Origin of the sequence: Klebsiella sp. 141162 (assembly GCF_050600755.1) — a bacterium.
Lineage (GTDB): Bacteria > Pseudomonadota > Gammaproteobacteria > Enterobacterales > Enterobacteriaceae > Klebsiella > Klebsiella aerogenes.
Genome location: NZ_JAQIRI010000001.1, coordinates 1,556,454 through 1,568,046, shown reverse-complemented (window position 1 = coordinate 1,568,046; position 11,593 = coordinate 1,556,454). Strand labels below are relative to the sequence as shown.

The window sequence follows — 11,593 nt, the reverse complement described above, 5'->3', positions numbered from 1 at the left end:
CTGCTATGCAACATATCATTGAGGGCTTCCTCAACTTCCAGAAAGAGATTTTCCCGCAACGCAAAGAGCTCTTCCGCAGCCTGGCGTCGAGCCAGAATCCTAAAGCGTTGTTCATCTCTTGTTCCGATAGCCGCCTGGTTCCGGAACTGGTTACCCAGCAGGAACCTGGGCAGCTGTTCGTTATTCGTAATGCCGGTAATATTGTGCCCTCATTTGGACCGGAGCCGGGCGGCGTGTCTGCCACCATTGAATATGCCGTTGTCGCCCTTGGCGTGACGGATATTGTTATCTGCGGTCACTCCAACTGCGGCGCGATGAAAGCCATCGCCACCTGCCAATGTCTGGAACCAATGCCTGCCGTTTCCCACTGGTTGCGCTACTCCGACGCGGCGAAAGCGGTGGTTGAGAAGAAAACCTGGGCCAGTGAAACCGATAAAGTGAACGGTATGGTGCAGGAAAACGTCATTGCCCAGTTGAACAACATTAAAACGCATCCATCGGTCGCGGTTGGCCTGCGTGACAAAACCCTGCGTCTGCACGGCTGGTTCTATGATATCGAAAGCGGCGATATTCGCGCGCTGGATAAAGACACCAAAACCTTCGTTTCATTGTCGGAAAACCCGGAAGTCTACTTCGAATAATATCCCCCAGGGCAAGGAAGCCCTGAGCATCGTAATAGATAATTCATGAGCCCATCTCATAGGTCTGTTCGTTAACACCTGGCTAATCAACGCCCTGCCAAGTTTCTATAATCCTCTTCTCCTGTCGATACTTTCCGTTTGGAGAACAAACGATGCAAAACCCATTGAACGCGCGCCAACAGGCGCTGATCCCGGTTGGCGCCCTGGCCGCTGAAGGCAATATCGCGGCATTGGCCCCGGCGCTGGAGACCGCGCTTGATATCGGCCTGACAATAAATGAATTAAAAGAGACGCTGGTGCAGTTGTATGCCTACTGCGGCTTTCCGCGGAGCCTGAATGCACTCTCCTGCCTGATGAGGGTGATAACCGAGCGCCGGGCGCGAGGCGTTATTGATAACGAGGGGGCGACAGCGACCCCGTTACCGGAGAACTGGGATAGCCTGCAGGCCGGTAGCCGTAATCAGACACAACTGGTAGGGCAAACGGTCAGCGGACCGCTATTTGATTTTGCGCCGGCCATTGACTGCTATCTGAAGGCACATCTGTTTGGCGATATTTTCCAGCGTGACGTTCTGGATTGGTCGACGCGCGAGCTGGCGACGATCTCAATGCTGGCAGCGCTATCCGGCGTGGAAAGCCAGCTGAAGAGCCATTACGCGATTAGCCTGCACAACGGCCTGACGGCGCAGCAGCTGCGCGGATTTATTAACGTGTTGGCGACAAAAGTCAGCGCCGGGATAGCGGATAAGGCCTCGGTGGTGCTGGAACAAGTGGTTATTGAGCAGCAGCAGGATGGAAAAGGCGTTTAATGGCTGCGGTCTCTTCCAGCCGGTTGAATCATTGGCGGAGAGTACATCTCATTAATGGTTGGAAGAGGTGAACGACGGAGGGGACAACAACATTGTCTTCGCTAAAAAGCAGCGCGGCGCGCCAGAGAGAATGTCTGACGCGCCATGCTCGCACTATTATTTGCTCAGTTCGGCAGTCATATAGACGCGGTTATTGAACTGGGCGCTGGTGATTTTATAAGACGCGCCTTGCTCTGCAGCCTGCGCGGCAATTTTCGCTTCCGCACGGTCGAGGGTCGAAGCGGTTGCCGTCACGCTCTGCGCGAAAGCACCGAATGACATCAGGGACAGAACGGTAACAGCAGCAAAAGTTTTGATGGATTTCATGGTCATATTCCTTAAATTTTTTGTTTGGGGAGGAGCACTGTTGCTCCGATGTGATAAGAATAGAACCAATGCCGGTTGTTTAAAATCGAAACAATTTGCGTATCTCATTCAAAATTTATGATCAATATTGGCGGCGAATGTTTATCTGAAACGGAGGCGGGGATGATAGGGCGGGCTGATAGGGTGGCGGCTTTACAAAGCCACACAAATGTTGAAGGAACTTGCCGTAAAGCGTGCTACTCTCTATCTGAAGTTGTTGAATTTACTACGGAATGGTTAACGCCTGAAGGAGAACGCTATGGTAATGACCACGCTATCCCCCTTAGTAGTGACGCGTTGGAGTGAAAGCCCGGCGGTGCAGGAACTACAAGATACCCAATTGCTGCGGCCTTGGGCAAAAGCCACCGCCTGCTGTCGTAGCAAGAAAGCCTGGAAGAGGCGTTATGTCACTCGCCAGAAACAGGCCGAATAAACCGAAACGGTATTTGCCGGTCTATTCCTGGTGTTGCGGTTGATAGCGTAGTGGATACTCCGCAAGTGGATGGGGCAGGTTCATATTATGGCTGCCCTCAATCTCGGCAACGATGGTTTGATAACCGGCAATCCAGCGTTGCCCCTGCGCTTTAGCCTGCTGGTGTTGCAGATGGTTCATCATCATTTCCATAGACTGTCGGTCACGCCAGTAGTAATTATTGATGATTCTGCCGCTGGCGGCATCATGATAGCTCTCCATCCCGATAAACCCTTCTAGCGACCGGGTGTAGCGTTCGATTACGCCGTCCAGTTGATAAAAGTCGTCGTCGTACTCTTTCTTCTCGAAGATAAAACTGGTTAAAAATAGTGACATCGCCTGCTCCTGCGCCTGCCTTTACAGACTGATTAACGTGGACTGGTGACTCAGGCCGGGCATCATCTGCTCCAGTCCCTCGGTAAGCATCCGCCCGGCCTCATGCAGCGCTTCGAGCGGCATTTCCGGCAGGCTTTCCAGAATAAACCACATCTGCGGGTCGCGAGCGCTCAGACGGGTGCGAACTCCCTGTCGCCAGTTCCAGCGGCGGCAGGTAACGCCGCGATCGTCACGCCAAATGACTTCTCCCGGTTCCGCTGATTCAACGGCGGCTAAGCCTTCCTTCATCGTATCAAAAAGCTCAGAACCGTCGGCGATAACCAGACGCGGCGCGCCGCAATAGGCGGCGATGTTCTCACCCCCGACCGGAACGGCATACCGCAGGCTAACGGCATTGTAGAGGTCAACGACCGGGTCAATTGCCGGCATGGCGCCCTCGCGCAGTACGCGTTTACGCAACGCCTCCGCGGAGCAGGGCGTGCGTTTTGGCTTAGCGCCAAACGCTTTGAATACCGTAGACCAGGCCGCGAGATGATCTTCCGCCCAGGCGGGCTGTCCGGCTAATACCGCCTGACAGGCTGTGGCCAGCGCGGCTTCACCGATAGAAGCATCACGTAGCGGCGCAGCGTTGACGGTAATACTCAGCGCCCGAAACCCCGGGGCGATTGCGGCTAACTGTGGGCTAATTGACGGTAATGGGTGAGACATTGCATAATCCTGTAACGACTGATTTAGAGCATAATATCGACCGATGAACGACAAAGTCAATATAACGACCGATAATAACAACGATCTAAGCCGCATTAATGAGGCGGTATCGCGGCGTATTAAGCAGTTTCGACGCGAAAAGAAGATCTCTCTCGACGAGCTTTCCCGTCGCGCAGGCGTCAGTAAAGGGATGCTGGTGGATATCGAAGGGTGTCGGGCGAATCCCAGTATCGCGATGTTGTGCAAAATCGCTGCGGCGATGGGGGTGTCGGTGGCGGAGTTTGTCAACGTCGCCAGTGAACCGATGGTCCATCTTATCGACCGTGACGCAATTCCGATATTATGGCGCGGCGAGCAGGGCGGCAGCGCCAGACTGCTGGCCGGCACCAGCGGACCGGATATGCTTGAGCTCTGGCAGTGGCGGATGCTGCCTGGCGAATCGTTCCGTTCGCCGGGGCACCCGGCCGACACCTACGAACTGCTATACGTGACCGAGGGGCAGCTCACCCTGACGGTGAATAATGACCAATATCAGGTGGCAGAGGGATGTTCTGCGGTAGCGCGTACTGATGCGCCGCATGAATATTGTAATGTTAGCCAGTTGCCCGTCGTCTTTACCATGACGGTGTATGAGAAAGGGCGCTGACGCGGACTCTGGCGTAATTCTGGCTTCACCACTACGCTCAATAACTCACTCCCTGGATAGAGATAGTATCCAGGGGAACGCGGTGAGCCAGAGGAAGCCTTATGAGTGAAGTCAAAATTGTTGCCACGCTGACCCCTTATCCTGAATATATCGATACCATCAGAAATGCGGCATTAGCCATGGTGCCGCCGACGCACAGAGAAGCAGGGTGCCTGCAATACGACCTGCACGAAAGCCGGGAGATCCCTGATGTCAGGCAGCTTTCCCAACAAGGAAAGATCTCATTTGTGTTTATTGAGCGTTGGCGTTCGGAAGACGATCTGAAACAGCACGTTGCGATGCCCTATCATGATGATTTTCTGGCGATACTGGACGGTAAACTGGAGAGTATTCAGGTACAGCGATTGATGGCCTTGTAGATAAAAGCAAGAGGAAAAAAGAGAAGTGCGCACCAAATCAATAATGATTGAAATGGTGCGTCCGAGTGGACTCGAACCACCGACCCCCACCATGTCAAGGTGGTGCTCTAACCAACTGAGCTACGGACGCAAATGGTGCGTTTAATTGGACTCGAACCAACGACCCCCACCATGTCAAGGTGGTGCTCTAACCAACTGAGCTATAAACGCAAATGGTGCGTTCAATTGGACTCGAACCAACGACCCCCACCATGTCAAGGTGGTGCTCTAACCAACTGAGCTATGAACGCAATGTTGTGGTGACAACGGGGACGCATATTAACGGCAGGGAGGCCATGTGGCAAGAGGCAAACGTCACTTTTCTTGCAGAATAGACGCGTTTGCAGAACTTTTATCCATGTCGCACATATTTTACTGATGATAAAGGATATTTCTTCAGCAATATCCCGCTTCGTTGCGTTTTTCTGCCCGGATTGGCAGGGGAGACGCTCACCGACTTTATGCTAGAGTGTGCGGCAAATAAACGACGGAGCGCAGTAATGAAAGCAATTGGCATTTTTTGTGGTTCTTCTACCGGGGACAACCCGATTTATCAGATTTACGCGCAACAGGTTGGCAAGGCGCTGGCGCAAGCCGGGGTGGAGCTCGTGTATGGTGGCGGTAAAGTAGGACTCATGGGCGCCGTGGCAGACGCGGCGTTAGAACACGGCGGGCGGGTCATTGGCGTGATGCCGCGCGGGCTGGTGGAGCGTGAGATTGCGCATAGCGGACTAAGCGAGCTGCATGTCGTTGAGAATATGCATGAGCGTAAAAACAAAATGTCGCTGCTGGCGGACGGCTTCATTGCCATGCCGGGCGGAGCCGGAACGCTGGAAGAAATTTTTGAACAGTGGACCTGGGCGCAGCTCGGTATTCATGAAAAACCCTGTGCTTTTCTGAATGTGAACGGCTATTACAATCCGCTGCAGGCGATGGCGGAAAAAATGGCCGCCGAAGGGTTTATGCACCGCCGCTATGCTGAGATGCTGACTTTTAGCGATGATGTGCAGGAGATTTTGACCGCATTCCACCGCTATGAGCCGCCACAGCGCAAATGGCTTGCGAAGTAGCGCTATTTTTAAGTCGATTTATTATTTAACGCCAAAAAAAGGGCAAACCGCGTCAACGGCTTGCCCTTTTATTTAGCATTTTTGGTTAGCGCGCTGCGCGCTGCAGGATAATGCTGGACGGCTGACGCTGCAGGAAGCGCATGCGCAGCATCATCATGATGGCAGCGGAGGTCAGGCCGATGATAAAGCCGCACCAGAAGCCCGCAGGCCCCATCCGCGGCACCACAATATCGGTCAGCGCCAGCAGATAACCGCTTGGCAGCCCCAGTACCCAGTAAGCGGTGAAGGTAATAAAGAAGATCGACCGCGTATCTTTATAACCGCGCAGAATACCGCTGCCGATCACCTGAATGGAGTCGGAAATCTGATAAATCGCCGCCAGCAGCATCAGCTGTGAGGCCAGTAGCACCACCTCAGGGTTATCGTTGTACAGCAGGGCAATCTGCTTACGCATCAGGATCGTGAAAATCGCGGTGATCATTGCCATGCAGACGCCCACGCCGACGCCGGTACGCGCGGAGGTCTGGGCATCCAGCGTCGAGCCCTGGCCGAGACGAAAGCCAACGCGAATGGTCACCGCCGCCGCCAGCGAGAGCGGAAGAACGAACATCAGCGAACTGAAGTTGAGCGCGATTTGATGCCCTGCGACATCGATAATTCCCAATGGCGAAACCAGCAGCGCCACAACTGCGAACAGCGTGACTTCAAAAAACAGCGCCAGCGCGATTGGCAACCCCAGCTGTACCAGCCGTTTTAATACCGAAAAATCAGGTTTACTGAAACGCTCAGCGCAGCGGATATCGCGCATTGAGCGCGCGCGGCGTACCCAGGTCAGCATGCTGGCAAACATGACCCAGTAGACCGAGGCGGTCGCGACCCCGCAGCCGATACCGCCAAGCTCCGGCATGCCGAAATGACCATAGATAAAAATGTAGTTCACAGGAATGTTGACCAACAGGCCGATAAAACCCATCACCATTCCGGGTTTGGTTTTTGCCAGCCCTTCGCACTGGTTACGCGCGACCTGGAAAAACAGATATCCCGGCGCTCCCCACAGCAGCGCACGCAGATACCCCACCGCTTTGTCGGCAAGCTGTGGGTCGATGTTGTGCATCGAGCTAATGATATAGCCTGCGTTCCACAGCACCACCATCACCAGTACGGAGACAAAGCCCGCCAGCCAAAAGCCCTGGCGTACCTGCTGGGCGATACGATCGCGGCGGCCGGAGCCATTGAGTTGGGCGATAACCGGCGTTAGCGCCAGCAGCAGACCGTGGCCGAACAGGATGGCAGGTAGCCAGATCGAGGTGCCGATAGCCACGGCGGCCATATCGGTTGCGCTATAGCCGCCGGCCATCACCGTATCGACAAAACCCATCGCCGTCTGGGCGACCTGCGCCAGAATGACCGGGATAGCCAATGCTAATAACTGACGCGCTTCTATAAAGTACTTCTGCACGTGAACACCTTTATATTGTTGTTATTTTGAGACTAAAAAAGCCGCCTTAAATGGCAGCAAGAAGAAAAAACAGGAGGAATTTCCAGTCTATTGTAGCGAGGATTAGCCATTAAGCCAGTGAAAAAATGGTGGGGGCACGATGCGCGCTGGCAACCTGTTTGGTCAACTGTTATTGTTCCGCGTATATATAACGGTAATGATACCGTCACGATTCTCAACAGGAGCAAAGTATGTTTACTGGTATTGTACAGGGGACTGCGAAAGTGGTGTCCATCGATGAGAAACCGAATTTCCGCACCCACGTGGTGGAGCTGCCGGCGCATATGCTCGACGGCCTGGAGACCGGTGCTTCGGTGGCGCACAATGGCTGTTGCCTGACCGTTACCGAAATTGACGGCCCGCGAATCAGCTTTGATTTGATGAAAGAGACGCTGCGGATCACCAACCTTGGCGCTATCCATGAAGGCGATATGGTCAACGTTGAGCGAGCGGCGAAATTCAATGATGAAATCGGCGGCCATTTGATGTCCGGCCATATTATGACCACCGCCGAAGTCGTTAAAATCCTCACCTCGGAAAACAATCGCCAGATTTGGTTTAAGGTACAGGACCCGGCGCTGATGAAATATATCCTGTATAAAGGGTTCATTGGCGTGGACGGTATTAGCCTGACGGTTGGCGAGGTGACCCCGACTCGTTTCTGCGTGCATCTGATCCCCGAAACGCTACAGCGTACGACGCTTGGGGTGAAAAAACTCGGCGATAAAGTGAATATCGAAATCGATCCGCAGACTCAGGCGGTGGTGGATACCGTGGAACGCGTGCTGGCGGCAAAAGAAGCGGCGCAAAAAAGCGCGGAAGAATAATTAAAAAAGCCCCCGTAGAAGCGTATTTCTGCGGGGGCTTTTTTTAGCGAGTCTAGCGGGCTACGCGCAGGCCGTGTTCAACACCACGCGAGAAGACGACCTGCCAGAGCTGAATATCGCGGGCGCGGAAGGCACCGGCGCAGGCATTCAGATAATAGGTAAACATGCGTTTGAAACGGTCCGAATAGTTATCGGCAATATCCGGCCAACTGGCAAGGAAACGCTCGTACCAGGCCATCAAGGTGGTGTCATAATCGGCGCCAAAGTTATGCCAATCTTCCATCACAAAATGCTTCTCGCTGGCATCGGCGATATGGCGTACCGACGGCAGGCAACCGTTAGGGAATATATATTTATTAATCCACGGGTCGACGTTGTGATCGGTAATTTTTGAGCCAATGGTGTGCAGCAGAAAACGACCGTTTGGTTTTAAATTACGATCGACAACTTCAAAATAAGTGGCGTAATTTTTAGGCCCTACGTGCTCGAACATCCCGACGGAGACGATGCGGTCAAAACTTTCGTGGAGATCGCGATAGTCCTGCAGCAGAATATTGACATCTAATCCCGCGCAACGCTCTTGCGCCATTTTTTGTTGTTCAGCCGAAATGGTCACGCCCGTCACGCTGACGTTATAGTTTTTGGCCATGTAATAGGCCAACCCACCCCAACCGCAACCGATATCCAGCACTTTCATTCCAGGCTCAAGCTGCAGTTTGCGACAAATAAGATCTAATTTATCCTGCTGCGCCTGCTCCAGATTTTCGGCCTCTTTCCAGTATCCGCAGGAATATTGCATATAGGGATCGAGCATGCGGTGGAAAAGGTCGTTGCCTAAATCGTAGTGTTCTTTACCAACAATCCAGGCGCGTTTTTTGCTTTGCAGATTGAACAGACGAGCGCCAGCGATACGTAGCGTATCTTTGAAGTGGCGGGGGAGTTGCTTATCCAGCCCGGCGCGCAATACCTTGTGAAAGAATATATCCAGGCGTTCGCATTCCCACCAGCCGTCCATATAGCTTTCGCCTAATCCGAGAGACCCTTCCTGTAACACGCGTTTAAAAAAGAGCGGGTTTTTTACCCGGATATCGGAGGGTGCGGAACCATTGATTTCAATTCCGGCACGGCCCAATAATTCAGCTGCAATCCGGTACCAATCATCGTTTGGTACACTTACTTCTTCTATACACGATGAACTCATAGCTTCTCCATCACGCCCAAGTGATCAGAACCTTAAAACAGCGTAGACGCTTTTTTGGCTTTGTGAGAAATCTCACGAAAAAATCGTGAGGGTGCTATCCGACGTAGAACAGAGGAAGGGAGATAACCCTTGCCGAAAGGCCTTCCATGGTTAAACGGGCTGCGTCCTGCCCCCGTTAATATCTAAAAAACTTTCTATTTATGTGATGCCGGATCCAGTATAGGCCGCTAAAAACCGCCTTTCAATAAAAATATATTAGCAGGCTAATGACTGGTCCGGGATATCCTTTAAAAATTCATCAAGCGTGAGATGATTCGCTCACTAACTGTACGCGTCGTTGCTGCATCCAGAAACCGATGCCTGCCAGGACGATGGAAATCAGCATCACGCTGGTGGTGGTCAGAAGCGGAGTGGCGATAAGGCTTGAGACCAGCAGGCTTGCCAGGAAGCACAGGCCAAGCTGCAGCGTATTCTGCAGGGCGGCGGCGCGGCCGGTCGCCTGTGGAAAAGGTTTCAGCGCCTGGGCGACAACGATAGGGTAAATGCCGCCATTCACAATCGCCATAATGCAAAACGGAACCATTAACGCAACCAGCGACGGATGATCCTGTATTCCGGCAAGCCAGGTCGCGGCTACGCTCAGCGAAAAAACAACCAGCAGCCAGGGCAGCATCTGATGACCCTGCCATTTTTGCAGCGCCGCGCGGCAGCCGTAACCGCCGATCAGGAAGGCGATAGTTTGCGGCACGTAGCTAAGACCAATCACCGTCGGACCATAGCCCATTTCATGGAGGATAAATGGCGAACCGGTGAGCCAGGCGAAGAAGCTGGCGGAACACGCCGCATAAATGAGCACGTTACCGCTATATTCACGTGAACGCAGCAGGGACATAAAGGTAAGTTTCTGCTGGGTTTCGCCAGCAGGTTTGACGACCGCCTTCAGACGAAAAGCCGGTAGCATCAACAGTATGGTGATAGCGAACAGGGTGGCGAAGATAGCCTGCCATTCCAGATGGACTAACAGCCAACTGCCGAGTAACGGCGCCAGCGCCGGAGAGAGCCCGACCAGCGGCATGATCGTCGCGAAAATGCGGTTGGTGCGCTGGGCCGGATAGTAGTCGGTCACCATCGCCTGCCAGGTCACCGCGGCGGCGCATACGCCAATCGCCTGGACAAAACGCAGTACCAGCATCAGCGTCGCATCGCGTACCCACAGCATCCCAAGGCAGCCAAGAGCGAAGATAGCCAGCCCGGCGAGCAGAATCGGTTTCCGACCATAGCGGTCCGACAGCGGCCCCCAGAACAGCTGGCCGATCGCGAAGCCCGCGAGGAATAAGCTCAGGCTGGCGCTAACCGATGCGGCAGAGGTGTTGAGGTCTTGCTGAATGGCGGCAAAGGCCGGTAGATACATGTCGGTGGCCAGAAAGCCAAGCACGCTCAGGCCGCCCAGCCACACTAAAAATCCTTTCCCAGGTTGTTGCATAACGTTCTCTTTCTACTGATGCAGGTACGATGCCGCAGAGTGTAGGGAGTGTAATCCGCCTTGTGAAACGCTATTATTTGTCACATGCATTCAAAAATTTTGCAGGCAGAATATGTGGTCTGAATATTCCTTAGAAGTGGTTGATGCTGTGGCGCGTAACGGGAGTTTCAGCGCCGCGGCGCAGGAGTTGCACCGTGTACCTTCGGCGGTGAGCTACACGGTGCGACAACTGGAGGAGTGGCTTGCGGTTCCGCTTTTTGAACGTCGCCATCGTGATGTTGAATTGACCCCCGCCGGGCACTGGTTTTTGCAGGAAGGACGTTCTGTTATCAAAAAAATGCAGATCACCCGCCAGCAGTGCCAGCAGATTGCTAACGGCTGGCGTGGCCAGCTGTCGATTGCGGTGGACGATATCGTTAAACCGGCGCGGATGCGCCAGATGATCGTTGATTTTTATCGCCATTTTAGCGATGTCGAACTGATCGTTTTTCAGGAAGTTTTCAACGGCGTCTGGGATGCGTTAGCCGATGGGCGGGTAGAATTAGCTATTGGCGCGACGCGTTCGATTCCGGTGGGCGGGCGCTACGCTTTCCGCGATATGGGGATGCTGAACTGGCACTGTGTCGTCGCCAGCAGCCATCCGCTGGCGCAGATGGAAGGGCCGCTCAGCGATGACGTGTTGCGCAACTGGCCGTCCCTGGTGCGCGAAGATACCTCACGTTCGCTGCCGAAGCGCACAACCTGGCTGCTGGATAACCAGAAGCGGGTGGTGGTGCCGGATTGGGAATCTTCAGCCACCTGTCTTTCGGCAGGATTGTGCGTCGGGATGGTGCCTGGCCACTTTGCCCGCCCGCATATCGATAGCGGGGAGTGGACGGCTTTGACGCTGGAAAACCCATTCCCGGATGCCGCCTGCTGCCTGACCTGGCAACAAAGCGATACCTCACCCGCTTTGAGCTGGCTACTTGACTATCTTGGCGACAGCGAAACGTTGAATCGGGAGTGGTTGCGGGCGCCGGAATAACCGGCGCCGGGGGGA

14 protein-coding genes and 3 tRNA genes are annotated in these 11,593 nt (G+C 53.9%); 8 read left to right on the top strand and 9 right to left on the bottom strand.

What is annotated here, in order from left to right; all coding sequences use genetic code 11:
- The first annotated feature begins 5 nt into the window (after window positions 1–5).
- Both PGR23_RS07480 and PGR23_RS07475 read left to right on the top strand, forming a co-directional pair.
- The gene (locus PGR23_RS07480; RefSeq protein WP_015366898.1) at window positions 6–641 is read left to right on the top strand and encodes a carbonic anhydrase; all 636 of its coding nucleotides are present in this window, start codon (window positions 6–8) and stop codon (window positions 639–641) included.
- Window positions 642–751: 110 nt separating this feature from the next.
- Window positions 752–1,450 carry a carboxymuconolactone decarboxylase family protein gene (locus tag PGR23_RS07475; protein WP_315712774.1) on the top strand — a complete coding sequence of 233 codons (699 nt, stop codon included), beginning with the start codon at window positions 752–754 and terminating at the stop codon, window positions 1,448–1,450.
- Window positions 1,451–1,606: 156 nt separating this feature from the next.
- On the opposite strand, the gene PGR23_RS07470 is transcribed toward PGR23_RS07475, so the two are convergent.
- Window positions 1,607–1,816, bottom strand: a complete 210-nt coding sequence (locus PGR23_RS07470) for a YdgH/BhsA/McbA-like domain containing protein (RefSeq protein ID WP_015366896.1) — start codon at window positions 1,814–1,816, stop codon at window positions 1,607–1,609.
- 298 nt (window positions 1,817–2,114) lie between these two features.
- Between PGR23_RS07470 and PGR23_RS07465 the strand changes: the two genes are divergently transcribed.
- The gene (locus PGR23_RS07465) at window positions 2,115–2,288 is read left to right on the top strand and encodes a hypothetical protein (protein WP_165430646.1); all 174 of its coding nucleotides are present in this window, start codon (window positions 2,115–2,117) and stop codon (window positions 2,286–2,288) included.
- Between the two features lie 21 nt (window positions 2,289–2,309).
- Here PGR23_RS07465 and PGR23_RS07460 read toward each other — a convergent pair whose 3' ends face one another.
- Complete coding sequence (locus PGR23_RS07460; RefSeq protein WP_047042767.1) at window positions 2,310–2,663, bottom strand: antibiotic biosynthesis monooxygenase family protein; 354 nt, start codon at window positions 2,661–2,663, stop codon at window positions 2,310–2,312.
- Window positions 2,664–2,684: 21 nt separating this feature from the next.
- On the bottom strand, window positions 2,685–3,371 hold the full coding sequence (locus PGR23_RS07455) for a B3/B4 domain-containing protein (RefSeq protein ID WP_045392513.1): 687 nt from the start codon (window positions 3,369–3,371) through the stop codon (window positions 2,685–2,687).
- A gap of 43 nt (window positions 3,372–3,414) precedes the next feature.
- Here PGR23_RS07455 and PGR23_RS07450 point away from each other — a divergent pair, with 43 nt between their 5' ends.
- Both PGR23_RS07450 and PGR23_RS07445 read left to right on the top strand, forming a co-directional pair.
- A complete protein-coding gene (locus PGR23_RS07450; RefSeq protein WP_047042770.1) occupies window positions 3,415–4,017 on the top strand; it encodes a cupin domain-containing protein in 603 nt (200 codons plus the stop codon).
- Between the two features lie 101 nt (window positions 4,018–4,118).
- Window positions 4,119–4,436, top strand: coding sequence for a putative quinol monooxygenase (locus PGR23_RS07445; protein ID WP_045392507.1), 318 nt, complete (start codon window positions 4,119–4,121; stop codon window positions 4,434–4,436).
- A gap of 53 nt (window positions 4,437–4,489) precedes the next feature.
- Here PGR23_RS07445 and PGR23_RS07440 read toward each other — a convergent pair.
- From PGR23_RS07440 to PGR23_RS07430, 3 genes are all read right to left on the bottom strand, one after another.
- Window positions 4,490–4,566 (bottom strand) — tRNA-Val (locus tag PGR23_RS07440).
- A gap of 3 nt (window positions 4,567–4,569) precedes the next feature.
- Window positions 4,570–4,646, bottom strand: a tRNA-Val gene (locus PGR23_RS07435).
- 3 nt (window positions 4,647–4,649) lie between these two features.
- Window positions 4,650–4,726, bottom strand: a tRNA-Val gene (locus PGR23_RS07430).
- A 249-nt stretch (window positions 4,727–4,975) separates the two neighbouring features.
- On the opposite strand from PGR23_RS07430, the gene PGR23_RS07425 reads away from it, so the two are divergent.
- Window positions 4,976–5,545, top strand: coding sequence for a TIGR00730 family Rossman fold protein (locus tag PGR23_RS07425; RefSeq protein ID WP_047042772.1), 570 nt, complete (start codon window positions 4,976–4,978; stop codon window positions 5,543–5,545).
- 85 nt (window positions 5,546–5,630) lie between these two features.
- Here PGR23_RS07425 and mdtK read toward each other — a convergent pair whose 3' ends face one another.
- Window positions 5,631–7,004: an MdtK family multidrug efflux MATE transporter gene (gene mdtK / locus PGR23_RS07420; RefSeq protein WP_047064934.1), complete on the bottom strand. Its 1,374-nt coding sequence runs from the start codon at window positions 7,002–7,004 to the stop codon at window positions 5,631–5,633.
- Between the two features lie 230 nt (window positions 7,005–7,234).
- Between mdtK and PGR23_RS07415 the strand changes: the two genes are divergently transcribed.
- Entirely contained in the window at window positions 7,235–7,870 is a 636-nt protein-coding gene (locus PGR23_RS07415; RefSeq protein WP_315710227.1) for a riboflavin synthase subunit alpha, read from the top strand.
- A 52-nt stretch (window positions 7,871–7,922) separates the two neighbouring features.
- On the opposite strand, the gene cfa is transcribed toward PGR23_RS07415, so the two are convergent.
- Both cfa and punC read right to left on the bottom strand, forming a co-directional pair.
- On the bottom strand, window positions 7,923–9,071 hold the full coding sequence (gene cfa, locus PGR23_RS07410) for a cyclopropane fatty acyl phospholipid synthase (RefSeq protein ID WP_045392498.1): 1,149 nt from the start codon (window positions 9,069–9,071) through the stop codon (window positions 7,923–7,925).
- Window positions 9,072–9,369: 298 nt separating this feature from the next.
- Window positions 9,370–10,554 carry a purine nucleoside transporter PunC gene (punC, locus tag PGR23_RS07405; protein ID WP_047042780.1) on the bottom strand — a complete coding sequence of 395 codons (1,185 nt, stop codon included), beginning with the start codon at window positions 10,552–10,554 and terminating at the stop codon, window positions 9,370–9,372.
- A 112-nt stretch (window positions 10,555–10,666) separates the two neighbouring features.
- Here punC and punR point away from each other — a divergent pair, with 112 nt between their 5' ends.
- Entirely contained in the window at window positions 10,667–11,578 is a 912-nt protein-coding gene (gene punR, locus PGR23_RS07400; protein ID WP_047077699.1) for a DNA-binding transcriptional activator PunR, read from the top strand.
- Window positions 11,579–11,593: the final 15 nt, after the last annotated feature.